The 26,172-nt window shown below is 65.9% G+C and carries 25 protein-coding genes and 1 tRNA gene; 14 read left to right on the forward strand and 12 right to left on the reverse strand.

What is annotated here, in order from left to right:
* Positions 1-115: 115 nt before the first annotated feature.
* From leuS to ABEJ63_RS02665, 6 genes are all read right to left on the reverse strand, one after another.
* Positions 116-2,758: a leucine--tRNA ligase gene (leuS, locus tag ABEJ63_RS02640; RefSeq protein WP_375794796.1), complete on the reverse strand. Its 2,643-nt coding sequence runs from the start codon at positions 2,756-2,758 to the stop codon at positions 116-118.
* 60 nt (positions 2,759-2,818) lie between these two features.
* Positions 2,819-3,820, reverse strand: a complete 1,002-nt coding sequence (locus tag ABEJ63_RS02645) for an ornithine cyclodeaminase family protein (RefSeq protein ID WP_375794797.1) — start codon at positions 3,818-3,820, stop codon at positions 2,819-2,821.
* Between the two features lie 110 nt (positions 3,821-3,930).
* Positions 3,931-5,604, reverse strand: a complete 1,674-nt coding sequence (gene thsB, locus ABEJ63_RS02650) for a thermosome subunit beta (protein ID WP_375794798.1) — start codon at positions 5,602-5,604, stop codon at positions 3,931-3,933.
* Positions 5,605-5,783: 179 nt separating this feature from the next.
* Entirely contained in the window at positions 5,784-6,170 is a 387-nt protein-coding gene (locus ABEJ63_RS02655; protein WP_375794799.1) for a hypothetical protein, read from the reverse strand.
* Between the two features lie 82 nt (positions 6,171-6,252).
* Positions 6,253-6,333: transfer RNA gene (locus ABEJ63_RS02660), tRNA-Ser, on the reverse strand.
* Positions 6,334-6,381: 48 nt separating this feature from the next.
* Positions 6,382-6,591 (reverse strand): hypothetical protein, encoded by a 210-nt coding sequence (locus ABEJ63_RS02665; protein WP_375794800.1) that lies wholly within the window; start codon positions 6,589-6,591, stop codon positions 6,382-6,384.
* A 52-nt stretch (positions 6,592-6,643) separates the two neighbouring features.
* On the opposite strand from ABEJ63_RS02665, the gene ABEJ63_RS02670 reads away from it, so the two are divergent.
* The 4 genes from ABEJ63_RS02670 (at position 6,644) to ABEJ63_RS02685 (ending at position 11,417) form a co-directional block, all read left to right on the forward strand.
* Positions 6,644-7,486 carry a hypothetical protein gene (locus ABEJ63_RS02670; RefSeq protein WP_375794801.1) on the forward strand — a complete coding sequence of 281 codons (843 nt, stop codon included), beginning with the start codon at positions 6,644-6,646 and terminating at the stop codon, positions 7,484-7,486.
* A gap of 54 nt (positions 7,487-7,540) precedes the next feature.
* On the forward strand, positions 7,541-9,526 hold the full coding sequence (locus ABEJ63_RS02675) for a helix-hairpin-helix domain-containing protein (RefSeq protein WP_375794802.1): 1,986 nt from the start codon (positions 7,541-7,543) through the stop codon (positions 9,524-9,526).
* A gap of 43 nt (positions 9,527-9,569) precedes the next feature.
* Positions 9,570-10,688, forward strand: a complete 1,119-nt coding sequence (locus ABEJ63_RS02680) for an ORC1-type DNA replication protein (RefSeq protein ID WP_375794803.1) — start codon at positions 9,570-9,572, stop codon at positions 10,686-10,688.
* A 129-nt stretch (positions 10,689-10,817) separates the two neighbouring features.
* Positions 10,818-11,417 (forward strand): GNAT family N-acetyltransferase, encoded by a 600-nt coding sequence (locus ABEJ63_RS02685; RefSeq protein ID WP_375794804.1) that lies wholly within the window; start codon positions 10,818-10,820, stop codon positions 11,415-11,417.
* A 13-nt stretch (positions 11,418-11,430) separates the two neighbouring features.
* On the opposite strand, the gene ABEJ63_RS02690 is transcribed toward ABEJ63_RS02685, so the two are convergent.
* The 4 genes from ABEJ63_RS02690 to ABEJ63_RS02705 form a co-directional block, all read right to left on the reverse strand.
* A complete protein-coding gene (locus tag ABEJ63_RS02690) occupies positions 11,431-12,117 on the reverse strand; it encodes an SDR family NAD(P)-dependent oxidoreductase (protein WP_375794805.1) in 687 nt (228 codons plus the stop codon).
* Positions 12,118-12,392: 275 nt separating this feature from the next.
* A complete protein-coding gene (gene glmM / locus ABEJ63_RS02695; protein WP_375794806.1) occupies positions 12,393-13,727 on the reverse strand; it encodes a phosphoglucosamine mutase in 1,335 nt (444 codons plus the stop codon).
* Between the two features lie 46 nt (positions 13,728-13,773).
* The gene (locus ABEJ63_RS02700) at positions 13,774-14,439 is read right to left on the reverse strand and encodes an SDR family oxidoreductase (RefSeq protein WP_375794807.1); all 666 of its coding nucleotides are present in this window, start codon (positions 14,437-14,439) and stop codon (positions 13,774-13,776) included.
* Between the two features lie 9 nt (positions 14,440-14,448).
* Positions 14,449-14,613 (reverse strand): hypothetical protein, encoded by a 165-nt coding sequence (locus ABEJ63_RS02705; protein WP_375794808.1) that lies wholly within the window; start codon positions 14,611-14,613, stop codon positions 14,449-14,451.
* Positions 14,614-14,694: 81 nt separating this feature from the next.
* Here ABEJ63_RS02705 and rpiA point away from each other — a divergent pair, with 81 nt between their 5' ends.
* Positions 14,695-15,396, forward strand: a complete 702-nt coding sequence (gene rpiA, locus ABEJ63_RS02710) for a ribose-5-phosphate isomerase RpiA (protein WP_375794809.1) — start codon at positions 14,695-14,697, stop codon at positions 15,394-15,396.
* A 72-nt stretch (positions 15,397-15,468) separates the two neighbouring features.
* Here rpiA and ABEJ63_RS02715 read toward each other — a convergent pair whose 3' ends face one another.
* A complete protein-coding gene (locus ABEJ63_RS02715) occupies positions 15,469-15,636 on the reverse strand; it encodes a DUF1931 domain-containing protein (RefSeq protein WP_375794810.1) in 168 nt (55 codons plus the stop codon).
* Between the two features lie 175 nt (positions 15,637-15,811).
* Here ABEJ63_RS02715 and larB point away from each other — a divergent pair, with 175 nt between their 5' ends.
* From larB to ABEJ63_RS02760, 9 genes are all read left to right on the forward strand, one after another.
* Complete coding sequence (gene larB / locus ABEJ63_RS02720; RefSeq protein WP_375794811.1) at positions 15,812-16,582, forward strand: nickel pincer cofactor biosynthesis protein LarB; 771 nt, start codon at positions 15,812-15,814, stop codon at positions 16,580-16,582.
* Positions 16,583-16,656: 74 nt separating this feature from the next.
* Positions 16,657-16,812: a hypothetical protein gene (locus ABEJ63_RS02725; RefSeq protein ID WP_375794812.1), complete on the forward strand. Its 156-nt coding sequence runs from the start codon at positions 16,657-16,659 to the stop codon at positions 16,810-16,812.
* Positions 16,813-16,860: 48 nt separating this feature from the next.
* Positions 16,861-17,112 carry a GIY-YIG nuclease family protein gene (locus ABEJ63_RS02730; protein WP_375794813.1) on the forward strand — a complete coding sequence of 84 codons (252 nt, stop codon included), beginning with the start codon at positions 16,861-16,863 and terminating at the stop codon, positions 17,110-17,112.
* A 291-nt stretch (positions 17,113-17,403) separates the two neighbouring features.
* Positions 17,404-18,435, forward strand: a complete 1,032-nt coding sequence (gene endA, locus ABEJ63_RS02735; RefSeq protein ID WP_375794814.1) for a tRNA-intron lyase — start codon at positions 17,404-17,406, stop codon at positions 18,433-18,435.
* A gap of 54 nt (positions 18,436-18,489) precedes the next feature.
* On the forward strand, positions 18,490-20,049 hold the full coding sequence (locus tag ABEJ63_RS02740) for a tryptophan--tRNA ligase (RefSeq protein WP_375794815.1): 1,560 nt from the start codon (positions 18,490-18,492) through the stop codon (positions 20,047-20,049).
* 44 nt (positions 20,050-20,093) lie between these two features.
* Positions 20,094-21,257: an NAD(P)/FAD-dependent oxidoreductase gene (locus ABEJ63_RS02745; protein ID WP_375794816.1), complete on the forward strand. Its 1,164-nt coding sequence runs from the start codon at positions 20,094-20,096 to the stop codon at positions 21,255-21,257.
* 210 nt (positions 21,258-21,467) lie between these two features.
* Positions 21,468-22,964, forward strand: a complete 1,497-nt coding sequence (locus ABEJ63_RS02750) for a phenylalanine--tRNA ligase subunit alpha (RefSeq protein ID WP_375794817.1) — start codon at positions 21,468-21,470, stop codon at positions 22,962-22,964.
* Positions 22,964-24,673 (forward strand): phenylalanine--tRNA ligase subunit beta, encoded by a 1,710-nt coding sequence (pheT, locus tag ABEJ63_RS02755; protein ID WP_375794818.1) that lies wholly within the window; start codon positions 22,964-22,966, stop codon positions 24,671-24,673. The genes ABEJ63_RS02750 and pheT overlap by 1 nt, the downstream gene beginning before the upstream one ends.
* Complete coding sequence (locus ABEJ63_RS02760) at positions 24,670-25,281, forward strand: histidine phosphatase family protein (RefSeq protein WP_375794819.1); 612 nt, start codon at positions 24,670-24,672, stop codon at positions 25,279-25,281. Before pheT ends, ABEJ63_RS02760 begins: the two co-directional genes overlap by 4 nt.
* Here ABEJ63_RS02760 and larE read toward each other — a convergent pair.
* On the reverse strand, positions 25,278-26,162 hold the full coding sequence (larE, locus tag ABEJ63_RS02765; RefSeq protein WP_375794820.1) for an ATP-dependent sacrificial sulfur transferase LarE: 885 nt from the start codon (positions 26,160-26,162) through the stop codon (positions 25,278-25,280). The two genes, ABEJ63_RS02760 and larE, sit on opposite strands and share 4 nt — an antisense overlap.
* Positions 26,163-26,172 lie beyond the last annotated feature (10 nt).

The raw sequence follows: 26,172 nt of genomic DNA on the forward strand, positions 1-26,172 counted from the left end.
TTCGTCGAAGCCGAACGCGTCAGCGAACTCCGGCACCGCATCCTCGACCGCGTACGTCGATGCCACTATCGGTAGCCGGGACTGGCTCGACAAAGGGGTTGTCGTTCCGCCGGCGTCACTCCTCGATGTGAATACCTGGGCGGCCGGGCTCAGCGTTGCTCGCGTCCGCGGCCTCCTCAGCCCGTAAGACGCGCACGTCGGCGCCGAATTCCCGCTCAACGAGCCACGCTGCCCGACGGAGCGCTTCGTACTCGCGATCGGGCGCTATCCCGCAGGTCAGCGCCTCCCGCTCTGTCTGTAGTTGCTGCGCGTAGCCGGCGGCCGCGTCGCCCTGCTCACGAATCGACGGCTCTTCCATCACTGCCGAGATGAGGTTCTCGGCATCCGATTCAATCGCCACCTCCAGCGCCCGATGCTTCCACTCCGGGGAGACGACGATATCGATGCGCTTGGGATCGGTGATGTCGGCCACATCGACGATGTCGCGGATGTCCTCGCGGGTATTTTCGACCAGCCGACGGCGGGCGGCAGCCTCGTCGGTGTCGACGGCCGAGTCGGGCCAGTCAGCGTCGACAACGAGTCCCTCCCTCCCGAGCTCGTTGTACAGTTCCTCGGTCAAGTGGGGGGCGACAGGCGCGAGCAGCCGCACCACGGCGTCGAGCCCACGCTCGACGGTGGCAGCGTGAGGGCGGTCGGCGTAGTCGACGTAGCCGCGCACGGTCCGCGCCAGCTCCTGTGCCTCGCGGGCAGCAACATTGAACGTCAGATCGCTGTATTCATCGGCAGCGATGGCGACGGCGGCGTCAATCTCGTCAGCGACGTACTCGGCCGTCGCGTCCCGTTCATCGGTTGTCTCGTACGCGCCCGAGGTGAACGCCGTCACGTCGCGGTGGAGCCGGTCGAGAAATCTCCGGGTCGACTGGACGCCCTCCTCGGTCCAGTCGAAGTCGCGGTCTGGCTGGGCTGCCTGCATCATGAACAACCGGGCCGTGTCGGCGCCGTACTCGTCAACGATGCGCTGAGGTGAGACGACGTTCCCCTTCGACTTAGACATCTTCGATCCCTCAAGCTGGACCATCCCTTGGGCCAGCAGATTCTCGAACGGCTCGCGGTGTGCCAGTCCCGCCTCGTCGGCTAGCACCTTCGTGAAGAACCGCGAGTAAAGGAGATGCATCACCGCGTGCTCGATGCCGCCGACATACTGGTCGACCGGCATCCAGTCGTTCGCGCGCTCAACGTCGAACGGCGCCTCCGTAAGATTCGGCGAGACGTACCGTAGAAAGTACCACGAGGAGTCGACGAAGGTGTCCATCGTGTCTGTCTCCCGGACTGCGCGCGCGCCACAATCAGGACATGTCGTCTGCTTCCACTCCTCGGCGGCGTCCAGCGGGTTGCCCGTCGTGTTGATGAACTCTGGCAACTCAACGGGAAGCTCCGACTCAGGGACTAACACTGGCCCGCAGTCGTCACAGTGGACGACCGGAATAGGCGTTCCCCAGTAGCGCTGGCGGGAGATGCCCCAGTCGCGCAGCCGATACTGGGTGTGGAACTCAGCACCGTTGGTGTCCTCCGTAATGTGCTCGCGGGCCTCTGCTGAGGTGAGTCCGCTGTACTTGCCGCTGTTCACGAGGATGGCGTCCTCGGTGTAAGCTGCCTCGTCTACGTCGGGCACGTCGTCGGTGTCTGGAGCGACAACCGGCTCGATGTCAATGTCGAGCTTCGAGGCGAACGCGTGGTCACGCTCGTCGTGGCCGGGCACGCCCATCAGCGCGCCCGTCCCCACATCCGAGAGCACGAAGTCGGCGACGTACACCGGCAGTTCCTCGCCGGTGACGGGGTTACGCGCTGTCAGGTCTGTTCGAACGCCGTTCGGCTCGTCGCCGTCCGGGTCTGCTTCGTGGTGGATGAACTCGTGGACGCGCTCGTCACGTTCTGCCACCTGTTGGCTGATGTCGTGGCCTGGCGCTAAGGCGAAGAACGTCGCGCCGTAGACGGTGTCCGCCCGGGTGGTGAATGCCTCGACGGTGCCGTGTCCGTCGCTTATCTCGAACGGGAGCCGGGTACCCTCCTGTCGGCCGATCCAGTTACGCTGCATCTCGCGTACGGAGTCTGGCCATCCCTCCAGCTCGTCGATGTCATCGAGCAGCTCGTCGGCGTACTCCGTAATCTTCAGGAACCACTGCGCGAGTTCGCGCTGCTCGACGGGGGTATCACACCGCCAGCAAAGCTCCTCGTCACCCTCTACCTGCTCGTCCGCCAGGACAGTCTCACACGAGGGACACCAGTTCACGTCCGCGTCCCGCCGCTCCACGAGGTCCGCGTCGTGGAATTCGCGGAACAGCCACTGGTTCCACCGGTAATACTCGGGGACGCAGGTCGTGACTTCCCGGTCCCAGTCGTAGCCAAACCCCATCGCCTCCATCTGGTTTTTCATCGTTTCGATACAATCGAAAGTCCACTCGGCAGGGTCGGAGTCTCGCTCCTTGGCAGCGTTCTCGGCGGGGAGCCCGAACGCGTCCCATCCCATTGGGTGGAGTACGTCATCCCCACACATCCGTCGAAATCGGGCGTACGCGTCCGTTATTGTGTAGTTGCGCACATGCCCCATGTGGAGTTCTCCCGACGGGTATGGGTACATTCCCAGCACGTACGTCGGATCTTCGACTTCGTCGGAAGTCCGGTAGGCGTCGACCGCATCCCACCGCTCCTGCCAGCGTCGTTCGACCGCCGTGTGGTCGTAGCCGTCGGAGTCGCTCATAGAACTCTGGTTGTCGAACCAACTCGGCGTTCAGTCCTTAAGGTTTCTATCCCCAACCCGCTACAGCTTCGTCCCAACGAGCTCGAAGTCGGTGCCGACATCCTCATCGCGAGCCCGCTCGTAGACGACGTGGGCCGCGGCCACGTCCTGGATGGCAAGCCCCGTCGAGTCGAAAACAGTGACCCCCTCCGGCCCGCCCGGCTCACCACGCCCCGCGAGTTCGTCGGTCACGACGGCGCCAAGCTCTCCGTAGATGTCTTCGTCCGTCAACAGCCCCTGAGACCACGGGACGTTTATTTCGCCGGAATGGGTGCACTGCTCATAGTCGTCGATAACAATCGTGGCCGACTCAAGCAGCTTGTCGTCGAGCTCGTGCTTACCGGGGGCGTCGGCGCCCATCGCGTTGATGTGTGTGTGCTCGCGGACGGCTCCTGCGGGGACGATGGGGTGCTCGACGGGTGTTACCGTCGAGAGTATATCGCAGTCGGCGGCGTCGGCCGGATCGCCAGCCCGGACATCGAACTCCTCGTTGAACCGCTCGATGAACCGCTCGACGGCCGCCTCGCGCACATCACTCACCACTACTGTCTCGATGTCGCGCACTTCGCTGATGGCCTCCAGTTGCGTGTACGACTGGACGCCCGCACCGATGATGCCTAGCGAGTGGGCGTCAGCAACGGCGAGGTGGTCGGTGGCGACGGCAGCGGCCGCGCCAGTCCGGCGGCGAGTAAGTGTCGTCCCGTCCATGATAGACAGTGGGAAGGCGTTTGCCGGGTCTGAGTAGATGACCGTCCCGATGACTGCCGGTAGCCCATGCTCATCAGGGTTGTTGCGGTGGGAGTTGACCCACTTGACTGCGGCGGCGTCCCAGTTGTCCGCCTGCATGTACGCGGGCATCGAGCGGAAGTCCCCTGCGTACTGCGGCAGGTCGATGTACGACTTGGCGGGCATCTGAACGTCCCCGCGCTGGTAGGCAGCAAACGCCTCCTCGACGGCGACGATGACCTCTGGTGTGTGTGCGCTCGCCGCAACGTCCGAGGGGTCCAGCAGGAGCGTCTCCATGCACGCAAAATTTGCGCGCCGTCCGTTTAGTTCCATCCAATCGGCGCAGCCGCTACGAGATGCGCGTCGAAGAAATCGAGTATAAGACGGGAGTGGTTGCGTGGCCGGGCTTACATCGCGCCGCCCATGCCACCCATACCGCCCATACCGCCCATGCCGCCCATGCCGCCGCCGGGGCCGCCCTCGTCTTCGTCGCCTTCGGTCGAGAGGTCGCCCGCGGCGATGATGTCGTCAATCTTGAGCACGAGGTTGGCCGCCTCTGTCGCGGAGGAAAGCGCCTGTTCTTTCGCGTGGGCTGGCTCGACGACGCCGGCGTCGTAGGTGTCGACGACATCGCCGGTGAAGACGTTCAGCCCAGCGTGGGCGTCGCCGTCGGCGTGGGCCGCACGGAGATCAACCAGCGTATCGATGGAGTCGAGCCCGGAGTTCTCCGCGAGGACGCGGGGGACGAGTTCCAGCGAGTCGGCGAACGATTCGACGGCCAGCTGCTCACGCCCCTCAACGCCGTCAGCAAACTCACGGAGCCGGCGGGCCAGCTCCACCTCGACAGCACCGCCACCTGCCAGCACACGGCCGTCGGAGACGGTCGTTGCCACGACATCCAGCGCGTCACCCACGCCCCGCTCAAGCTCGTCCACAACGTGCTCAGTCGAGCCGCGCAGCAGGAGGGTGACGCCGTGATTGCCGCCCCCCTCGACGTAGAACAGCTCGTCGTCAGCGTCGCGCGAGATGTCAGCGGTACCGAGTGCGTCGGGGTCGATGTCGCTCAGGTCGGAGACCACATCGCCACCGGTCACTTCTCGGAGGAACTTGATATCGGACTTCTTGACGCGGCGCACCGCGAGGATGCCCTGTTTCGCGAAGTAGTGCTGGGCCATGTCATCGATGGCCTTCTGGCAGAAGACGACATCTGCGCCCGCCTCGGCGATGCGGTCGACTGTCTCGCGAAGCTGCTGTTCCTCACTGTCGATGAACTGCTGGAGCTGGTCGGGCGAGTCGAGCTGGAGCTCTGCGTCGATGTCCGTCTCGTCAATCTCGATGGGGTCGTCTGTCAGGAGCACCTTCGCGTCAGACAGCTCCGTTGGCATGTCGGGGTGGACGGGATCCTTGTCGATAACGGCCCCCTCCAGCAGCTCCGACTCGCCGGCCGAGCGACCGGTCTGCGTCTCGATGTTGACGTACTCGAGGTCGGCGACGTACGAGCCGTCGTCCGCCTCGACGGTGACGGCCTTCACGGCCTGCACGATGAGGTCGGCCAGCAGCTCCTTGTTCAGGTCCGCGCCCTTGCCGGTCATCGAGGTCTCGGCGACCTTGCCGAGCAGCTCCTCGTCGTCCGGGTCGACGACCGTCGCGAGGTCGTCAATCTCCGCGCGGGCCTGCTCGCTCGCGAGATTGTACCCCTTGATGATGGCCGTCGGGTGGATGTCCTGCTCAAGGAGGTCCTCAGCGTTCTTCAGAAGCTCGCCCGCGACAGCGACTGCCGTCGTGGTGCCGTCACCGGCCTCGTCCTCCTGCGTCTCCGCGACCTCGACAATCATCGAAGCCGTCGGATTGTCGATGTCCATCTCCTGGAGGATGGTGACGCCGTCGTTCGTGACGGTGACGTCGCCCATCGAGGAGACGAGCATCTTATCCATCCCCTTCGGGCCGAGCGTCGATCGTACGGACTCGGCGACCGCCCGCGCCGCCGAGATGTTGTGGCCCTGCGCGTCCTCGTCTTTCATCCGCTGGGAGTCCTCGCCCAGTACAATCATGGGCTGACCCTGCATTCGCTGTTGGCTCATAGTCTACTGAATGATTGCCCACGGTTCTATATAAAAACGTCGAAACGGTCGGTGGACTCGCTCGCGACTGTTTGCCGCCGGCAACGCAGAAACCGCACGACAGAGCGGAGAAACAGTCGGTCGAACTCTGGCAGGTGTGGGAGATGCTACCGTGGGTTCGGACGGTTCGAAATCGAGATTTATATGGGTGCCGTCCAGGTGACAACGACGCTCCCGACGACGAACGCATCTCGGGTCTCGTCATCGCGCCGGAACCGGAGCGTGTTCTCGCCCTCGTTTAATTCCGTCCCAGTGACGGCGTCAACCCAGCACTGCCAGCCGTCGTTCGGCGGTAGATCGAAGCCCGACAACTGTTCACCGTTCACCACCACATCGTGGCCGAACGAATCCACATCGTACGCCTGAATCTGGAGGTACGCGTCCTCGGCGTCAGTCGTCCCGACGGTGAACGACCGCTCGCCTGTCCGGTCGCCGGCAAACTCTGCCCAGGGAACATCCAGCGCGTCTTCGTGTGGCCCGAGCAGCTCGCCGAAGTCGACGAGCGCGTGTGTCGTGCGTCTGCTCATACCCATCCCTCGGCCTCGATGACTTGAAACGTGTCGGAACGAAGCCGAGTGGTCGCACCGCTCCGGCTTCTTTTGTGCAAAACGCCGGGACGGGGATTTGAACCCCGGATCCCAGAGGGAACACGCTTTCCAGGCGTGCGCCTTACCACTCGGCCATCCCGGCCCGACTGTAGCTACCTCGTTCGGCCTGTAAAGCGTTTCGAGATGCCCGTCACGCAAGCCGTGCCAGCACCGCGTACGAGAGTCCCGCGGTCGCCACGGCGACGAACGCCGCGCCTACGAGAGCGACGCCGGCGCCGATACTTGCCCCCGTTGCCAGTCGGTAACCAAACACGAGCACGACGAACAACAGGCCGCCGACCGCTCCCCACAACAGGCTGGCGCGCCTCAGCGGCTTTGGGTCGTCCGCTCGGTCGCTCACGCCGGCCTCTCGCGGTGGCCGGGCTTAACTCCGGTGGGCTGCTATCGCCGGCGTGACCAGCAGGAGACGGCTCGCGGCGCTTGCGGGCGGGATAGCTGCGGCCAGCGCCGTCGGCTTATCATGGTGGAGTGCCCGCGGTGTGCCACTGTCGCCGCTCCACGGCGACGCCCGAATCGGCCCGGAGTGGCCCGACCGTCACAACCTGCGTGGGGCTGCCGTTGACGGTGAGATGGAGTCGCTTGATGCGTACGCGCGGCCCGGCTTCGACCCCAACGGGGTAGACCCGGTCGTGCGCGCGCTCTACGAGCAGACGGCCGACTTCGAGATGACCCTCGACGCGACGTGGCACCGCCCGTTTCGGCTTGGGGCTCGCCTCGCCGCCCGCGTCACGGCCCGTATCGAACAGCTCGCGCTCCCGGCACCCGGCGACACCCCCAAAGAGGTCGAGAGCGACCTCGCGGCGCTCGCTGGCCATGCGGCTGCGGCGGATCCTCGTGACGGTCCCCGGCTGTGGGTGCGGACAGACCGCGCGAGCGGGAGTGGCGTGTTCGTCGCAGTCTATGGAAGCCATCTCCGTGACGGCGAGCGGCTGGTGAACGTTGCCGTTCCGCTGCCCGGCTGTAGCCTGGCGACGGTACTCCGGGTCGAACACGCTGGCGACGGGCTGGCGCTAACCACCGACTGTCCTGACGGTGGGTTGTATCTCCACACGAAACATGGGGGGTTCCGGTTGCCAGCGGGTCAACGGTTCCGGGTCGCGCCCGCCAGCGATCCCACAGCGCCGGCCCCGCCGGACAGCGTTGACCCGCAGACGGTCGACGTTCTAGCCGTCCAGCGGATACGACTCTGTGGCCTCCCGCTTGTGACCGTCCGATACGCCGCGACGCAGGGCTGACGGCGCCATCGCTGACGGCGGGATTTTTGCCGACCGGGCGATTGACCTCGCGTGATGGAACTGGAATCGGTGCCCGGGGTCGGCGCTAAGACAGCCGAACGACTCCGCGAACTTGACGACCCTGAGGCGGCTCTCGAGCGTGGCGATGTCGCCACCATTGCCCGGGCGCCGGGCATCTCCGAGGGACGTGCGGCCCGCATCGCTCGCGGAGCCATCCGTGCCCGTCACGGCGATGACGGCGACTTTCTCGCGACAGACCGGGCCCGTGAACTCTATCAAGATGCGCTCAGCTTGGTGCAGGAGCGTGCGGTCACTGATTACGCAGAGAAGCGGCTGGAGACACTCTACCCGTCAGCCAGCCGCTCGCGAATTGAGGAAGTCCGGTCGTTTACCGCCCGCGCGCTTGACCGGGAACCAAATCCGGACGTGCTGGCGGCACTTGAGGACGTCGAGCCGCTGGCATCCCCCGAAGATGTCCGTGTGCGCGACCGGTGTCTCGCGACGACGGATGCCGAAACGTTCGCCGCCGCACAGGAGGCATTCCCGGAACTGTCGGTCGAACTTGTCGAGGACGCCCGCGGGCTCGCTGAGCTGGCCCGCAGCTACGCCACCGTTACAGCCCTCGACGAGGCGTTTGCCGGCGTCGATGTCGAAGGAGACGTGCGCGTGGAGCCAGACGCCTTCGACGACCCTGTTGCCGTCGTCCCCGAGCGCGCGCTGGCTTTCTTCGCACGCAACCGCGACCGAATCCGCGCGGCCGCCCGCGTCCACGAGGCGGCAGGGCTCGACGCGCCGCTCGACACCGCTGCCATTGACCGCCACCTCTCCCGGCTCGCAGATGACGGTACCGTCGCAGACGACGAGGAGCTCGACCGGCTCTCAACGGCCGTCGACGACCTTGATGCCGCGGTGTCGGTCGCCGAGAGCGTCGCCAATGACCACCTTCGAGCGGCTATCGAGGAGCGAGACGTCACCATCGAGGGGGCAGACCTACTGTCGCTCGTTGAGCGGGGCGCCGGTGTCGCGGACTTGCTCGACCGCGAGCTCGCCGACGAGTACGCCGACGCTGTCGACGCCGCCCGCGATCACCTCATCGACGCGCTCGGACTAACGGACCACGCCGCTCGCGCTCGGACGGCGTTCCCGGATGAGCCGACGTTTCCCGTTGAGGCCGACGACCGGGTCGTCTCCAAGCTGCGGGAGGAGCTGACGGCCGCCCGCGACCGTCGAAGCGCCCGGCTGAAACGTGAACTCGCGGCCGAATTGGCCGACCTGCGCGAGCCGGCGGCTGATCTTGTGGACGCTGCTCTCGAACTCGACGTGGAACTCGCAGTGGCGCGGTTCGCTCGCGCGTTTGACTGCACGACAGCGACATTTGGCGGCAATGGCTTCACCGTCGAGGGAGGGCGCTCACCGCTGCTTGACGTCCCGTTCGAAGATGTGGAGCCGGTCGATTACGCCGTCGACGGCGTTGCTGTCCTGTCGGGGGTCAACTCCGGTGGCAAGACATCAATGCTCGACCTCGTCGGACTCGTCGTTGTGCTCGCTCAGATGGGGCTGCCAGTGCCGGCCGACCGCGTTGAACTTGAGCGGTTCGAGGCGCTCCACTACCAAGCAAAGTCGCAGGGGACCCTCGACGCAGGCGCCTTTGAGTCGACCCTGCGGGAATTTGGCAGCCTCGTGCGCGGCGATGACTGCCGGCTCGTCCTCGTGGACGAACTTGAGTCCATCACCGAACCCGGCGCGAGCGCACTCATTATTGCGGGCATCCTTGAGGCACTCCACGAGTCGGACGCGACGGCGGTGTTCGTCTCCCACCTCGCGGCGGAGATACGCGACGCCTGTGCGTTCGACGTGCAGGTCGACGGCATTGAGGCGACCGGGCTAGTGGACGGCGCCCTCCGGGTTGATCGCTCACCGGTGAAGGGAAAACTCGCTCGCTCGACGCCGGAGCTCATCGTCGAGAAGCTGGCCACAGAGTCGGGAGAACGTGACACGGACGACTCCTTCTACGCCGCCTTGCTAGAGAAGTTCGACTGACGCCCACACGCTTATGTGGTCCGCGTAGCGAGGTGAAAGTGAAATGGGCGGGGATATGCTCGGCTGGGACGAGTCAGTATTCCGTGACGAGGGCGTCCTCGACTTCGAGTACGTCCCCGAGACGTTCCGCCACCGCGACGATCAGATGGAGACACTAAAGTACGCGCTCCGGCCTGCGGTCCGGGGCTCGCGTCCGGTAAACGTGATGGCCCGCGGGCCGCCGGGGACCGGCAAGACCACCGCGGTCCAGAAGCTGTTCGGTGAGCTGTCGAGTGTCGCAGACGTGCGGAGCGTCCGGGTCAACTGCCAGGTCGACTCGACGCGCTACTCCGTTTTCTCCCGACTATTCGAGGGGCTGTTCGACTATGAGCCTCCCACCTCGGGCATCTCGTTCAAGAAGCTGTTCGGCCAGATAACCGACCGGCTCGTTGACGAAGAAGAGGTGCTCGTCGTCGCGCTCGACGACGTGAACTATCTCTTTTACGAAAACGAGGCGTCCGACACGCTTTACTCGCTGTTGCGTGCCCACGAAGCCCACTCCGGCGCGAAGATTGGTGTCGTCGTCGTCTCCTCGGATCTCGAATTGGACGTTATCGCGTCGCTTGACGGCCGCGTCCAGTCAGTGTTCCGCCCCGAGGAGGTGTACTTCGACGAGTACGGCGAGCGCGAGATTGTCGATATCCTACAGGAGCGAGTGAAGCGCGGCTTTCGTGAGGGAGCCCTCGGAACGCGTGCGCTTGACCGAGTGGCCGCGCTCACGGCCGACGCTGGCGGCGACCTCCGGGTTGGCATCGACTTGTTGCGGCGTGCAGGGCTCAACGCCGAGATGCGTGGCTCCACGGAGGTGACCATTGAGGATGTTGAGTCGGCCTACGAGAAGGCCAAGCACGTCCACCTGTCGCGACACCTCCGCGGGCTCTCGGAGTCTGAGCAGGCACTTGTCCGCACGCTCGCAGAACACGATGGCGGCCGCGCTGGCGATGTCTACGAAGCATTCAACGAGGAGACTGGCCTCGGCTACACCCGCTATTCCGAGATAATCAATAAACTTGACCAGCTCGGGCTCGTCGACGCCGAGTACGCCGACGTTGAGGGGCGAGGCCGCTCACGGGAACTGTCTCTGTCCTACGACGCTGAGGCGGTGCTCGACCGCCTCGACTGACACGCGGAGTAACCCTATGGGGATTGCGTCTGTCCATCACCTACATCTCCCAGTGTGAGGGCCCAGTATGTTCTAATCGCATTTGACCGAGGCCGGAAGTATACGGTCTCGCCTGTCTGAGCTGTTGGCGTGAGTCACGGACTATTCCCCGAGCGCATCGAGACGGAGCGGCTCGCGCTGTCACAACTGACGACGGCCGATACAACGGCACTGTACGACCTCTCACGGACTGACGGCTGGCAGACGGCCACGGCGGAGAACATGCCATGGTTCGACTTCGACCACGCCGGTGCAGTCCGCGAGTTCCTCGCAGCCTGTGAGTCAGACTGGGCTGATGCCGAGACAGCGGCGTACGGCATCCGGCCACTGGCAGGCGAACCTGCCGCCGGCGACCTGATTGGTCTCACTCGATTCAATCCGGAATGGGACCGCGACCGGGCGGGTGCGGGTGTCGTCATCACCGAGCCACAGCAGGGCCGCGGCTACGGCACCGAGCGGGCTGAGGCGCTGCTTGAACTTGCCTTTGACCGGCTCGGCCTTGGCGCATGGGTGAGCACGCACGCCGCCGGTAACGACGCCTCCCGACAGATGGTGGAGTCGTACGTTGTCGCTAATGGCGGCCAGTGCGACGGGCTGCTACGTCACGAGAATCCCCGGCCGGACGGTCGGATGACCGACCAGTACCGCTACTCGTTGCTGCGCGAGGAGTGGGCTGATCCGGAGGAGTGACCTCACAGGGAGTTCAGAACTCCTCGACGTAGGGTCGCAGGTCGAGTTCAAGCGTCCACGCCGAACGGTCCTGCTCGACGAGATGCCAGTAGCTGTCGGCGACGGCGTCGGGGTCGAGGTATGCCTCGGGATCGGTGATCTCGCGGTTCGGCGGCAGGATCCCCCCGTCAACGACGACGTGTGCGACGTGAATCCCCTCGGACCCGAGCTCTCGCGCCATCGACTCGGCCATGCCGCGAGCGCCGAATTTTGCCGCGGAGAACCCTATCGCCCCCTCTCGACCCCGGACCGAGGTGGTTGCGCCGGTAAAGATAACTGTTCCCTCGCCGGCCTCGCGCATGTCCGGCACTGCCTCTTGAACACAGTAGAGCGCGCCACGGACGTTCGTGTCGAGTGCGCGATCAAACTCGTCGGGATCGACGTCGAGTGCTCCCTTCCATGGCGCGCTACTGGCGTTGAACACCAGCACATCAACGGGCCCGAGCGCCTCTCGGACCGTTTGGAATCCTGCCTCAATATCGGCTGGGTCGCTGACGTCAACCGTGGCCGCGACGGCCTCTGATAACTCCTCGGCTAGATCCTCGATGAACGCGTGCGAGCGGGCGAACAGCCCAACAGCACAGCCCTCGCTGTCGAAGCGGCGGGCAAGCGACGCTCCCAGCCCGGGGCCGACCCCGGCAATTACTACCGTTCGTGACATGTCTAGATGTATGTGCTGACCACACAAAGCGGTCTGGTCGGTAAACCGGTGATTAATGCCGGTGTGTTATCGGTAACCACAGTATCATTATTATGAGTGATGACGTGTCATAGGGTATGCCGGAATGCCAGAACTGCGGTTCGTTCGTAACTGCAGCGTACGCGCGTGTCTTCACACCGAACGGCATCGACGAACCCCGCGTCTGTCCACAGTGTGAGGATAAGATTCGCGACGGCGCAGATGTGCGTGAGGCCCGGTCCACCCGACGTACCTGATTACTCCCGAACGAGTTGGCGTGCGGTATCGAACAGCTCCTCAGCGCGTCGCTCGCTGCGTGCCTCTGCGGTAATTCGCGCTAACGGTTGAGTACCGCTTGCCCGCACCAGAAACCAGCCGTCTTCGGTCTCAACACGGACACCGTCGAGCGTCGACACATCCGTCTCGTCGTACGTCTCGGCGACCCGCTCGCGGATCCGGGTGATGACAGCCGACTTGTCCTCGACAGCCACCGAGTCGCGGCGGATTGGATAGGCGGGAACGGCTGCGACGCGCTCGGTCAGTGGTTGCTCGGCCGCAAGCGCGACCAGCTGGCAGGCTGCGTATGCGCCGTCAGGACAAAGCGTCTCGTCGGGCCATATCCAGGTGCCCGACGGCTCCCCGCCGAAAACGACCGCCGGATCGGTTGCCGCGGCGGCCACGTGGACATCGCCCACACGTGTCCGCTCGACGGTTACTCCCCGCTCAGCGAGGTAATCTTCGACCGCCAGGCTTGTATCGACGGGCACTGCGACCCGTGGCTCGTCAACGGTCGCTTGCTCTGCTGCCTCGGCCGCGAACAGCGCCAGCATCGCGTCTCCCGACAAGAAGGTGCCGTCGGCAGCCACGGCGCGTAGCCGGTCGGCGTCGCCGTCGTGTGCTACCCCGATGTCGGCCGGTGAGTTTCCCACCAGTGCTGAGAGCGACGCGCAGTTATCTGCCGTCGGCTCCGAGGGTCGGCCGGGAAAGGATCCGTCCGGCTGGGCGTTCAATGTCTCCACCTCGCAACCAAGCTCCGTCAGCGCTGTCGCTGTCACCGTGCCTGCCCCGTTGCCGATATCCACGACGACGCTGAGGTCGCCCACGTCGGGCGTCCGATCGACCAGCCGGGTCACGTGGTTATCGGCCACCGACGCGTCGGTCCGCTCGCCGAGGCCATCCCACGACTCAAGCGCGTAGTCGTTCGCCTCAACGCGCTGCTCGACGGCTGCACGGCGGTCGGCGTCGAACGCCTGGCCGCTCGGTTGCCAGAGTTTGATACCGTTGTCCGGTGCCGGATTATGACTCGCGGTCACGACGGCGCCGGCACCGGCCGACTCCCACCTGACGGCGCGGGCGACCGTCGGCGTGCTCGCCACGCCGGCGTCGTGTACGTCCGCGCCCGTCTCGCGCAGACCGGCCGCGAGCGCATCAACCAGCAGTTCACCCGACTCACGGGTGTCCCGGCCGACGACAACCCGGCGTGGGTCGTCCCGCGCCCGCAGTTCTGTCCCGACGGCCCGTCCGACGGCCAGCGCGAGCGCCGCGGTCACCTTCTCGCCGACCGGCCCGCGGACGCCGCTTGTTCCGAACATGCCGACCTCTCCGGCGGCGCAGGCAAAACTCTGTGCGTCGACTTTCTCACTCCGGTGGGTCGATTCGGATCAGTCCAGGCGGGTCGTCTGACTCCGCGAGGGTGAGATATCGGTTGGCGACGGTATCGACGCCGATAGCGCCTGGAAAGTTGCTGTCTGGCGGACGGAGCGCCGCGGCTATCTCGATATACGTCGCATTGAGGTCACCGGCTGCCAGCGTCTCGGCGAACCCGCGCGTCGCCGCTGCGCCGCTAGCCCACTCGACCTGCTCAACAGCCGGCTCTGAAGCGTACGTTGTCCCTGAGAACAGCACTGTCCCGTTGGCCTGCAAATCCTCAAGACACGCCCGCACAAGCAGGAACGAACCAAGCGCCCGGATTCGCCACACTCGTTCGAACGACGCCGGAGTCGCCTCACCAACTGGGGCGCCGCCGCCCGCGCTGGCGTTGCAGACGAGACAGTCGACGCTGCCGAACATCGCCCGCGTCTCTGCGACAATCCGGTCGATATCGTCGGCGTCGGTCACATCGCCGCGTAGTGCCACTGCACGGTCGAGATCGGACGCTAGCGGGTCGACGATGTCGCCGGAGCGGGCGACGAGCGCGACCGACCAGCCGGCCTCGTGGAAGCGGCGCGCGACGGCCGTGCCGAGGCGTTCACCTGTGCCTGCGAGCAGGAGTGTTCCTGCCCCCGGTGGTCGTGTCTGCGTCACAGCGCGTTCTTAGGCGGGAGTCCACTCGCAGCAGGCACCGGTCGCTAAGTCCTCACGGTCGATGTACTGCTTGAGACATGCCCAGTTACAGAACGGATAGTGGTCGTCGTCATGCTCGGCGTATACCGGGTCGTGCGCTTCCACCTCGCTGTCGCAGAACAGACACTCGGTCATATGTCCTGATAGCGGCTCGCGGTTCAAGTACCTCCGGTCGCCGGGCGAGGGATTTTCCTCGCCGGCCCCTCACCCCCGGGTATGAAACGAACCGGCGGCTCTGATGCGGCGAAGCGACGGGCAGGTGAGGCCGCCGCCGACCGCGTCACGGACGGGCAAGTGGTCGGCCTCGGGACGGGGAGTACAGCCGCACATGCGATTCGCGCACTCGGGCGGGCGGTCGACGCCGGTCTTGATATCGCGGGAATTCCCACATCGGCCGCGGCTCGAGAGGTGGCCCGCGAGGCGGGCGTGCCGCTCACCTCGCTGGCGGATGCTCGGCCGGACGTTGCTATCGATGGTGCCGACGAGGTGGCTGCTTCCGAGCGAGGGTTCGACCTACTGAAGGGGGGCGGAGCCGCACACGCTCGCGAGAAGTACGTCGATGCGGCCGCCGCGAAATTGCTGGTGGTCGCTGACCCGACGAAACTCACGGAAACGCTAACAGGGCCGGTGACGCTTGCAGTGTTACCTGAGGCACGGCCAGTCGTCGCCGACAGGGTGCGCGCGCTTGACGGCAAGCCGACCTTGCGGGCTGCAGAGCGGAAGGACGGCCCCGTCGTCACCGACGACGGCAATCTCGTGCTCGACTGCTCGTTCGGCCCGCTGGCGGATCCTGCTAGCCTTGAGGCGGAGCTTTCGGCAATTCCCGGCATCGTTGAGCACGGCCTGTTTGTTGGTCTTGCAGACACCGTTTTCGTTGGCCACGAGGACGGTGTGGAGGTGCGGGACGGCGAGACGTGAGAGCATGAGGAAACACGCGTGGCTCACAGGTCGATGGTTGACACACGAAGAAACGAAGGGTCGTCGTCCGCGTTACAGGTCGCGCGGCTGGACCGTCTTCCGGTCGTTCGCGTCGGCGCGTCGTGCCGCGTCCTCGAGGAGTTCGTCGACCTCCTCGTCGAGCGCGTCGTAAAAGTCCGACGCGACGTTCATATCATCGAGCGCTTCCTTCACTGCGGCCTTGACGATCAGGTCTGCCATACGAGACGACGTATTCCGAGGTGGCTTATATACTTTCCCGTTTCGCCGGCGGTAGGGCGCCTCTCGCGGTCGTTTTCTCTGTGAGAACCGGGCACGATTGCCGGCTCTCGTGCGCACCGCGTACACGACCGGTTCGACCCGATAGACCCTCGGCGCCCGAGTCTGACAACCGGGTATGCGCGATTTACTCCAGCGGGTCGCGGACGGTGACATCTCGCCCGCCGCGGCTGAGACGCAACTCCGCGGCTACGTCACGGGCGAAGCCGGCCGATTCGACGCCGCCCGCGTCGCCAGGACTGGTATTCCGGAGGGTATCATTACGGACGGGAAAACAACCGCCGAGGTGGCGGCGCTCGCGCTTGATGCTGTCGCGGCCACTGGCCGCGCACTCGTCACACGCGCCGACGATGCGACGACGACGGCTGTTACCGAGGCGGTCGCCGACGAGTTCCCTGCCGCGACAATCGACACCAACCCGCGGGCAGGTACCGTTGTCGTCCACGCCTCCGACTTCGAGCGGCCTGACCTCGATGCATCTGTGGGCGTCGTGACTGCGGGGACTTCCGACGCAGGACCGGCTGGCGAGGCAGCCGTCGTCGCTCGCGAGATGGGGTTGGTTGTTGACCGTATAGACGATGTCGGCGTAGCCGGCATCCACCGGCTATTCGACGCGCTCGAGCGGCTCCGCGAGCCGGACGTACTCGTGGTCGCGGCCGGCCGCGAGGGGGCGTTACCAACCGTCGTCGCGGGACTGGTCGACGCACCCGTGGTCGGGCTTCCAGTGTCGAACGGCTACGGCCACGCCGGCGCGGGCGAGGCGGCCCTCGACGGGATGCTCCAGTCGTGCACGCCGTTATCGGTGGTCAACATTGACGCGGGGTTCGTAGCGGGTGCGCAGGCGGGGCTCGTCGCTCGCGCTGTCGCCGCTGGACGCAGCGAGGAGTGAGGGACGGCGAGAGGTATATGTGTGTCAAGTTCTCATATATCACTACCGATGCGGCACCGCCGTGTCGGTCATCCATGCCCACGTGTGACCACTGTGACGCGCACGTCTCTGACCGGTTCGCTCGCGTCTTCGCCGATGAGCGCGGCGAACTCCGGGCCTGTCCCAACTGCTCGGCGAACGCCGGAATCGCCGAAGTATCACGGGAGCGTGCGTACGAGTCACGCCTCTGACCGCGGAGCATTGCCCCTTAACCACAGGGGTGCCCTCTCTACGTGCCGATGAGCGAAAGGCACTACGTGTATGTCCTGCGGTGTGCCGACGACACCTACTACACCGGGTACACTACCGATCCTGAGCGGCGTGTCGCAGAACACAACGCTGGCGACGGCGCAAAGTACACTCGTGGGCGCACGCCGGCCGAACTCGTCTATACTGAGTCCTTCGCCGAGAAGGGTGCGGCACTCTCGCGTGAACACGAGGTGAAGTCGCTCTCGCGAGCCGAGAAGGAGCGGCTCGTAGACGAAGATTGAATTATGGAGTTGCGCCTATACGGCGCGCGACAGCACGCGCAGCCCGCCCGGCAACTACACTACCACATTGAAGCGGGCGTCTCCGACGAGAAGCGCGTTGTGTTGTCTGCCTCCAGAGGCCGAACGGCACAGTATCAGTAACGTTTCTGGTTACCGGCCGGCCACATGGCTCACCCGCCTCACCACCCCGACAGTAACCGACGATTTACCCCTACCGCCTGTCGACGGCCACTGTCTCCCCCGCGTGCTCATCTCCGTAGGTTTTTGCCGGTCGCTCCCTCGGACCCGGACATGCAAGCACACGTTGAGGGTGACCGCGTTCGTCTCGGAGAGCGGGGCCGCGAGCGGTTCTACGACGCCCGCGGCTACGGCCACCCTGTCAACGGCGGCCTCCATCTCTCCCGCGTCGAGGCGGCCCACCTCCTCTATCGCGGTGACCTCGACACCGTCGACGGGATGGGATTTCGCGCGTTTCTTGAGAACGCGGACGGGCTTGCCTCACGGTTCCTCGTCTACAAAGACCTCCGTGACCGAGGATTCTACCTCACGCCCGCCCGCGAGGGTTGGGTGGATTCGCCAGCGGGCGTCGACTTCATCGTCTACCCGCGAGGTGACGGGCCATGGGACGACGCCGTCGCCTACCGGGTGCGGGTCGTCGCAGAGCAGGAACCTATCGCTGCGAGCGCGCTGGGCGATGTCGTGCTGGCTGTCGTTGATGAAGAGTCCGAGTTGACGTATCTTGAGACGGTCCGGCCGGAGGTATCTGGGACGGCGCCGACGTCGACTGACCACGAGGCCGAGGCGGTGCTGCTGGAGGACCGCGTACTCGTCTGGGAGCCGCCGGCGGCGCTTCACGACGAGGGATTTTATGGCCAGCCCATGGGCGAGAACTGCGACGCGCTCCAGTTGTCGCTCGTTGAGGCAGCGTATCTCGCCGACTGTGACGCGCTGTTAATGCCGGCGGGCCGTGAAGCCATCCTCACGCGGGGCCGTGAAGCAGAAGGTGAGCGGTTCGACCGTCGGCTCGCCGTCTACGCCAGCCTGCGAGCCCGTGGGGTCGTTCCCAAGACGGGGTTCAAGTTCGGCGCCGACTTCCGGACGTACGCCGCCGTCTCGTCGGTCGACGACGTGGGCCATTCCGAGCGGCTGGTGCGCGTGCTCTCGCCTGACCACACGTTTCAGCCGCGGGAACTATCGCTGGATGTCCGGCTCGCTCACGGTGTCCGCAAAGAGATGGCTTTCGCGTTGACCGAGGGCCGGGTCGCCGACCTCGGGACCGGCCCAGACGTCGACTGGCTAGTGGCCCGCCGGCTTACGCCGTGAGCTGTCCCGGGGCAAGCGAACCCTTTTTGCGCGAACCCGCCCGACCGGGCGTACATGTCCGAGGACGGCCACGAGGCGGGTGAGACACCCTCCAGCGACTCGATGACCGACGGGGGGACAGCTGGGGCCGACGACGTTACCCTTGACCCGTGGGGCTCCGCGACCGTCTCCGATTACCGGAAACTGTTCGAGCAGTTCGGCATCGAAAAATTCGACGCCGTCCTCCCAGAGATACCCAACCCCCACTACCTGATGCGTCGGGGAGTCATATTCGGCCATCGCGACTACGAGCCGGTCGCTCGCGCGATGCGCGAGGGTGACCCGTTTGCTGTCCTCTCCGGCTGGATGCCCACTGGTGACCCACACATCGGTCACAAGCTGATGATAGACGAGATTGTCTATCATCAAGAGCAGGGCGGCGATGCCCACGCACTAGTGGCTGATCTTGAGGCAAACGCCGCCCGCGGGCTCTCGTGGCGGGAAATCGACGAGCATACTCGCGAGTACCTGCTATCGCTTCTCGCGCTTGGCTTCGACCCTGACGAGGGGGAGATATACCGCCAGTCGGGTAACCGCCGGCTCCAAGACCTCGCGTTTGAGCTCGGCGCGGAGGCGAACTTCTCGGAACTGCAGGCGCTGTATGGATTCGACGGCGAGACGAATGTCTCGCATATGCAAAGCGTCCTCACCCAGATGGCCGATATCCTCTACCCGCAGCTTGACCAGCCGAAGCCGACAGTCATTCCGGTCGGCCCCGACCAAGATCCCCACGTCCGATTCGCGCGTGATTTGGCCGCTCGGACTCGCTACTTCGGCGTGACGGAGGCGTACGCTAGCTTCGAGGCCGATCCTGAGGAGCGTGTACTCGCTCGCGAGGCATACGAGGCACTCGGCGGCGACGACGCCGACGTCCGCTGTGGCGAAGCCGCCGACTACCTCCGGGAGCATCACGCCGGCGAGGCCGGAAGCTCCGTCGTTGACAAGCTCGACAACGCCGGCAAGGAGCCGCTCCGTCCCAGGGTACGATTCCTCGACCGCAATGCGACCGAAGAGGCGTTCGAAGCGCTCATTGAGGCCGTCGATGGCGAAAAGCGTGTCTTCGAAGGCCACGTCGACGCCTTCGACCTCGACCGGGCGGCCGCCGAGGAGCTGGCCCGCGAGGTAGAGCTCGACCACGGCGGCTACGGGTTCCGGCCGCCCTCCTCTATCTACCACCGGTTCATGACCGGGCTGACGGGCGGGAAAATGTCCTCGTCGGTACCGGCCAGCCATATCTCGCTGCTCGATGACCCTGAGGACGGGTACCAGAAGGTGCAAGCGGCGACCACAGGTGGCCGCGAAACGGCCGAGAAGCAGCGCGAGCTTGGGGGGAAGGCCGATGAGTGTCCTGTCTACGAGCTGTACACCTACCTGCTGGCCGGCGAGGACGACGAGCTCGCCGCTGAAGTGTACGAGGAGTGCGTCGGCGGCGGGCGGCTCTGTGGCAGCTGCAAGGAGCAGGCTGCCGAGCTGATGCGGGAGTTTCTCGCCAATCATCAAGAGAAGCGCGAGGAGGTCCGCCCGATGCTTGAACAGCTGGACATCGACATCGAAAGTCCGCGTCGGCGGGACTAATCGGCTGCCCGAACCCTCTTTGCTCCCCGTCCCCCGGGTCGCGTATGCGCGCCGTCGTATGTGGGGGCGGAATCGTCGGACTGGCGGCCGCCCATGCGCTCGCCGAGCGAGACGCCGAGGTGGTCGTCTGCGAGGCCGGCCGGCTGGGCGCCGGCAATACGGAGCGGTCTGTCGGCGGCATCCGCACGCAGTTCTCGACGCGGGTCAACGTCGAACTGTCGCTGGCGTCTCTCGAGGTGTGGGAATCCTTCGAGTCGCGCTTCGGGATCGACATCGCCCACCGCCAGCCGGGGTATCTCTTCCTCGCGCGCGACCCGGAGACGGCCGACTCGCTGCGCGAGGCCATCTCCATCCAGCGGTCGGCCGGCGCGGAAAGCCAGCTGCTCGACCCTGTGACGGCCCGCGAGCACTGTCCGGAACTGTGTGTCGACCGCTACACTGCGGCGTCGTATGCCCCGACCGATGGATTCGCCGACCCGCACCTCGCCCTGCAGGGGTACGCGACGGCCGCCCGCAAGGCGGGCGTCGACGTCCGGACCGGGACGCCCATCACCGACATAGCCGTCGAGGCCGGCGGCGACGGACCGTGCGCAGATGTAACCGTCCGAACGCCCGACGGGCGGCTGTCAGCGGACGTTCTCGTCAACGCAGCCGGCGCGTGGGCCCGCCGAGTCGGCCGGCTCGCAGACATCGAGTTGCCCATCGCCCCGAAGCGTCGGCAAGTCGCCGTCGTGGAGCCGTCGACGTCTGTCCCTGAGTCGGTGCCGCTAACGGTCGACCTCGACTCCGGGTCGTATTTCCGGCCGGAGCGGGACGGCAACGCGCTTGTCGGCGGGAAGTTCTCGGCGACGGACCCCGACGTTGACCCCGACGCCGTCGACACTGGGCTCGATCTCGAGTGGGCGGCGACGGCCGTCGAACGGGCCGGTGAGACGGCCGGCTACTTCGGCCCGGACAGCCGGGTGCGGCGCGGCTGGGCCGGCTGTTACGCTGTCACTCCCGACGACCACCCTATCGTCGAGGTATCGCGGCCGGGCGTCGTCACGGCCGCCGGCTTCTCGGGCCACGGCTTCCAGCACGCGCCCGCAACGGGCCGCATCGTCGCCCAACTGTGTCTCGATGGCGCGGTGTCGCTCGTAGACATTTCCGCCCTCGACCGCGGCCGGTTCGAGCGCGGAGAGCCGCTCGCGGAGCGTCACGTCGCCTGACCGGCCAAACGTTTTTGCGCGCGCCGGGCCAGCGACCGGGTATGGCATCCGAATCCCGTGCCGGACGCGCCGCGCGTCGAGCGACCGCCACCCCGGGGTTCGGCTTCTTTTTTGACGCTTGACGGCCAGCGGACGCGGGCACCGTGCTCGCAGAAACCGGCCGACTCGGAGTCGGAACCGCTAACTGACGGACGCACCCACCCAGACGCAATGAAGCTACCCGCAACGCAGGTCGCGCTGCTCGAGGCGGCGAGCGCGACCGACACGAGGACGCTCGCATCGCTCGCCGAGGAGACTGGTGAAAAGCCCGAGTCGCTCACGCGGGCGGCGTTCGAACTCGCCGACGAGGGGCTGGTTGCCCTTGAGGAGCGCACTAACGAGCGGCTCTCGCTCACCGATGAGGGGCGCCGCTACCGGGAGGTCGGACTCCCGGAGCTCCGGCTCTACCGGGCGGCCCGCGACGCCGATGCTACAGATGAGCCGGTCGAACTCGGCCGGCTGCTCGGCTCGCTTGAGCTGGAGTCGGTCGATATCGCTCTGTCGAACTTCGCGCGCAAGGGACTCGGCGATATCGGCGACGGAAAACTGTCGGTCGACCCCGATGCCGACCCCAACGCCGACCCCGAGGCGGCTGCGCTGGCGGCGGTCGCGGCCGGCGAGGACGCCGATGCCGACGCCATCGACCGGCTCGTCGAGCGGGGACTTGTCGACCGGACTGAGCAGACGGAGCGGGCGGTCACCCTTACCGACGACGGTGTGACGGCGTTGATGGAGGGTATCGAGCGGGCCGAGACGGTGGGTCAGCTCACCCCCGAGCTGCTCACCTCCGGTGAGTGGGCCGACGTGGAGTTCGCCGACTACAACGTTGAGGCCGACGCCGACCCCGTGACCGGCGGCCGGACACACATCCTCCGGCAGACCGCCGAGGCAGTGAAGGATACCCTCGTCGGGATGGGATTCAAGGAGATGGAGGGTCCCCACGCCGACGCCGACTTCTGGATCAATGACGCGCTGTTCATGCCGCAGGACCACCCGGCGCGCACCCACTGGGACCGGTTCACGCTCGACACGGAGCCGATGGCCGACCTACCCGAGGAACTCGTGGCCCGCGTCGAGGATGCCCACCGCAACGGTGTCGGCGCCGACGGTGACGGCTACCACTCGCCGTGGTCGGAGTCGTTCGCCCGGGAGGTGGCGCTGCGCGGCCACACCACATCGCTGTCGATGCGGTATCTCTCTGGAGAGGCTATCGGCGAACTGGAGCCGCCACAGCGGTACTTCTCGGTCGAGAAGGTGTACCGGAACGACACGCTCGATCCGACCCACCTGCTGGAGTTCTTCCAAATCGAGGGATGGGTGATGGCCGAGGAGCTGTCGGTCCGTGACCTGATGGGCACCTTCGAGGAGTTCTACAGCCAGTTCGGCATCACTGACATCGAGTTCAAGCCCCACTACAATCCGTACACGGAGCCCAGCTTCGAGCTGTTCGGCACCCACCCGGAAACGGGCGAAACCGTCGAGATCGGCAACTCCGGCATCTTCCGCGAGGAGGTACTCCGGCCGCTGGGCGTCGAGGCAGACGTGATGGCGTGGGGGCTCGCCCTCGAGCGGCTGCTGATGCTGATGTACGGCTTCGAAGACATCCGGGACGTCCACGGGACGCTGTGTGACCTCGACCTGCTGCGGAACGTGGAGGTGCTTGCCTGATGCCAGTCGTTGAGGTTGACCCCGACGAGCTGCGCGAGCTGACCGGCCACGACGAGAAGAACGATGACGAGCTGCGTGAGGATCTGTTCGGGCTCGGGCTGGAGTTCGAGGGCCGCACGGAGGCGGGCGCCTTCGAGCTGGAATTCGCGCCTGACCGGCTCGACCGGCTAAGTGTCGAGGGCATCGCGCGGTCGCTGCGCTACCAGTACGGCGACGACCGCGGCGTCTACGTCCCGTCGACAAACGACGCCGAGTGGACCGTCGAGGTGACCGATGTCCCCGAGTCGCGCCCGTGCGTTACCGCCGCCGTTGTCCGGGGCGTCGACATGACCGAAGGGAAGCTGGAGTCGCTCATCCAGCTTCAAGAGAAGCTTCACGCGACGATGGGCCGCAAGCGGGCGAAGGGAGCTATCGGCGTCCACGACCTCGCGATGCTGAAGGGGCGGTCAGCGGGCGCCGACGGCGACGCCGGCAAGACCATCACCTATACCGGCATCGATCCAGACGGCGACCGATTCGTCCCGCTGGACGCCGACACCGACATGACGCCCGCGGAGGTGCTGGCTGACCACCCCATCGGCGACACCTACGCCGACCTCGTGTCGGGCTACGACCGCTACCCCGCCATCTACGACGATGTCGGCCTGTTCTCGTTCCCGCCGGTCATCAACGGTCGGCGGACGGAGGTCGACGAGGGCTCCCGCGACCTGTTGGTAGAGATGACAGGCACCGACCAGTGGACCATCGACCGGATGCTCGCCATCGTCTGTTACGCGCTGGACGCCCGCGGCGGCCGGGTCGAGGCCGTCGATATCGAATATCCCGACCGGACGCTTGTTCGGCCTGACCTCGAGACACGCACGAAGACAGTGAGCCACGAGCGCATCGAGACAACGCTGGGCGTCGACCTGTCCCATGAGGAGGTACTCGACCTCTTCGAGCGGTCTGGGCTCGACGCTGACGCGGATACCGACACCTACGAGGTGACGGTACCGCCCTACCGGGTTGACGTACTCCACCCCGTTGACCTCGTTGACGATGTCGGTCGCGCCTACGGGTTCAACGAACTGGCGCCCCGCTACCCAGATGTGTCGACGGTCGGCGGCCGTCACGACCGCTCGCGGCTGGAGCGGGCGATTCGAAACACGCTCGTCGGGCTTGGTTTCGAGGACCTGCTCAATTTCCACATGATCTCCGAGCCCGACAACTACGAGCGGATGGATCTTGAGTCGGGAACGGACGCATTCGGCGGTGGCGACCCGGTTAGTATCGAGGAGCCGTACAGCGACGAGTACACGATGCTGCGGACGTGGGCGCTCCCGTCGCTCGCGATGGTGCTGGAGAACAATACCCACCGCCGTTACCCGCAGGACCTCGCGGAGGTGGGGTTCGCGGCCGAGCGCGACCCCGACGAGCCATCCGGCGTCGCCGAGCGGCGCACTGTCGCGGCTGCGCTCGCCCGCCCGGACGCCTCCTACGAGGACGCAAAGGCCCGGCTCACGTCGGTCGCGTCGGCGTTCGGCGCCGACCTTGAGACGCCACCGACCGACCACCCGTCGTTCATCGACGGTCGAGTTGCAACAGTACGGCTTGACGGCGAGGCTGCCGGCGTCGTTGGCGAACTCCATCCGCGCGTGCTCGTAGAACACGATCTTGAGGTACCCGTCGCCGCATTTGAGTTCGACCTCGCGGCTCTCGACCGACAGTGACGACCCTCGTCGCACTCAGACACGGGCGGACGGCATGGAACCACGAGGGCCGGATGCAGGGTTGGGCACCGGTACCACTTGACGAGCGGGGCCGCGAGCAGGCGGACGCCGCCGGCGCGTGGCTCGCCGACGAGTACCGGTTCGACGCCGTCTACACCTCCGACCTGTTTCGCACCCGCGAGACGACGGAGCGTGTGCTTGCACACCTTCCCAACGAGACGGCCACCGAACGGGCGGCGTTCCGCGAGCGCGATGTCGGGATGTACCAGGGACTCACCTACGAGGAGATGTTCGAGCGGTTCCCCGAGTTCGGGCTGGGCGAGGCGGGCGCGGCTGCCGCCGAGCGCACCCCTGAGTCAGGCGAGAGTCTTACAGCCGTCTCCGAGCGGGTTGTTGACGGCTTCGAGCAACTCTGTGCGACCCACCCCGACGGCACCCTCCTGCTGGTCACCCATGGTGGTCCCATCTATATGTTAGTCGGCCACGCCCGCGGGCTAAGCGTGACGGACGCGGTACTAGCGGGGTCACAGGACAACTGCGGTGCGACGGTTATCGATGACGACGGCGGCACGACTGTCCGCGCGGAGAATCGGACTGGCTGGCGCTAAGGGTACTCCGTGGAGAGCAGCTCTGACTCCGAGACGCTCTCGTTGTCGTTCTCGGCCCTGTCTTCGCCCTCAGGGGAGACGGAGCCGGTCGTGTATCCCTCCAGATCGAGGGTGACGTGCTCGAAGCCACAGTCAAGCAGGTGTTCGCGGGCTGCACGCACGAAGTCGGCATCGAGCGCTCGCTCGAGTTCCCCCTCTCCCACCTCAATGCGCGCCAGCCCGTCGTGGTCGCGCACGCGGAACTGCTCGAACCCCCACGTCCGCAGCAGCGTCTCTGCCTGCTCGACACGCGTGAGCCGCTCCTCGGTGACATCAAGCCCTGTTGGGATGCGCGAGGAGAGGCACGCCATCGAGGGTTTGTCAGCCACCGACAGTCCATAGTCGTCGGCGACGGCCCGCACCTCTGCCTTCGTCAGCCCGTGTTCCAGCAGCGGCGAGTAGGCATCCAGCTCTTCGACCGCGCGGAGTCCGGGCCGGTGGCCCTCGCCGGGGTCGTCGGCATTTGTCCCGTCACAGACTACCCCGATACCTAGCTCGCGAGCGACGTCGAACATCTCGGCGAGCCGCATCGACCGGCAGTGGTAGCAGCGGTCGCCGTCGTTCTCGACGAACGCCGGGTCGTCAAGTTCAGAGAAGGAGGTGATTTCGTGGCGAATTCCGATTTCCTCAGCGACGCGGGTCGCGTCCTTCAGCTCCGCGGTGGGCAGCGTCTCCGACTTGGCAGTGCAGGCGACGGCGTCGTCCCCAAGCGCGTCGTGTGCCAGCGCGGCGACGACGGCACTGTCGACACCTCCGGAGAAGGCAACGAGGACCGGTCCGCGGTCGGCCAGATCGCGGCGCGCAGCCTCGGCCTTAGCGGCAACGGCGTCCTCAAGTGTCATGGCCGCCCTG

This window comes from Halosegnis sp. (genome assembly GCF_042216475.1).
GTDB lineage: Archaea > Halobacteriota > Halobacteria > Halobacteriales > Haloarculaceae > Halosegnis.

What these genes read in the sequence shown, in the direction of transcription:
- leuS (WP_375794796.1), bottom strand. Translation starts at nt 2,758, where the DNA reads ATGAGCGACTCCGACGGCTACGACCACACGGCGGTCGAACGACGCTGG.
- ABEJ63_RS02645 (WP_375794797.1), bottom strand. Translation starts at nt 3,820, where the DNA reads ATGGAGACGCTCCTGCTGGACCCCTCGGACGTTGCGGCGAGCGCACAC.
- thsB (WP_375794798.1), bottom strand. Translation starts at nt 5,604, where the DNA reads ATGAGCCAACAGCGAATGCAGGGTCAGCCCATGATTGTACTGGGCGAG.
- ABEJ63_RS02655 (WP_375794799.1), bottom strand. Translation starts at nt 6,170, where the DNA reads ATGAGCAGACGCACGACACACGCGCTCGTCGACTTCGGCGAGCTGCTC.
- ABEJ63_RS02675 (WP_375794802.1), top strand. Translation starts at nt 7,541, where the DNA reads ATGGAACTGGAATCGGTGCCCGGGGTCGGCGCTAAGACAGCCGAACGA.
- ABEJ63_RS02680 (WP_375794803.1), top strand. Translation starts at nt 9,570, where the DNA reads ATGGGCGGGGATATGCTCGGCTGGGACGAGTCAGTATTCCGTGACGAG.
- ABEJ63_RS02690 (WP_375794805.1), bottom strand. Translation starts at nt 12,117, where the DNA reads ATGTCACGAACGGTAGTAATTGCCGGGGTCGGCCCCGGGCTGGGAGCG.
- glmM (WP_375794806.1), bottom strand. Translation starts at nt 13,727, where the DNA reads ATGTTCGGAACAAGCGGCGTCCGCGGGCCGGTCGGCGAGAAGGTGACC.
- ABEJ63_RS02705 (WP_375794808.1), bottom strand. Translation starts at nt 14,613, where the DNA reads ATGACCGAGTGTCTGTTCTGCGACAGCGAGGTGGAAGCGCACGACCCG.
- rpiA (WP_375794809.1), top strand. Translation starts at nt 14,695, where the DNA reads ATGAAACGAACCGGCGGCTCTGATGCGGCGAAGCGACGGGCAGGTGAG.
- ABEJ63_RS02715 (WP_375794810.1), bottom strand. Translation starts at nt 15,636, where the DNA reads ATGGCAGACCTGATCGTCAAGGCCGCAGTGAAGGAAGCGCTCGATGAT.
- larB (WP_375794811.1), top strand. Translation starts at nt 15,812, where the DNA reads ATGCGCGATTTACTCCAGCGGGTCGCGGACGGTGACATCTCGCCCGCC.
- ABEJ63_RS02725 (WP_375794812.1), top strand. Translation starts at nt 16,657, where the DNA reads ATGCCCACGTGTGACCACTGTGACGCGCACGTCTCTGACCGGTTCGCT.
- ABEJ63_RS02730 (WP_375794813.1), top strand. Translation starts at nt 16,861, where the DNA reads ATGAGCGAAAGGCACTACGTGTATGTCCTGCGGTGTGCCGACGACACC.
- endA (WP_375794814.1), top strand. Translation starts at nt 17,404, where the DNA reads ATGCAAGCACACGTTGAGGGTGACCGCGTTCGTCTCGGAGAGCGGGGC.
- ABEJ63_RS02740 (WP_375794815.1), top strand. Translation starts at nt 18,490, where the DNA reads ATGTCCGAGGACGGCCACGAGGCGGGTGAGACACCCTCCAGCGACTCG.
- ABEJ63_RS02745 (WP_375794816.1), top strand. Translation starts at nt 20,094, where the DNA reads ATGCGCGCCGTCGTATGTGGGGGCGGAATCGTCGGACTGGCGGCCGCC.
- ABEJ63_RS02750 (WP_375794817.1), top strand. Translation starts at nt 21,468, where the DNA reads ATGAAGCTACCCGCAACGCAGGTCGCGCTGCTCGAGGCGGCGAGCGCG.
- pheT (WP_375794818.1), top strand. Translation starts at nt 22,964, where the DNA reads ATGCCAGTCGTTGAGGTTGACCCCGACGAGCTGCGCGAGCTGACCGGC.
- larE (WP_375794820.1), bottom strand. Translation starts at nt 26,162, where the DNA reads ATGACACTTGAGGACGCCGTTGCCGCTAAGGCCGAGGCTGCGCGCCGC.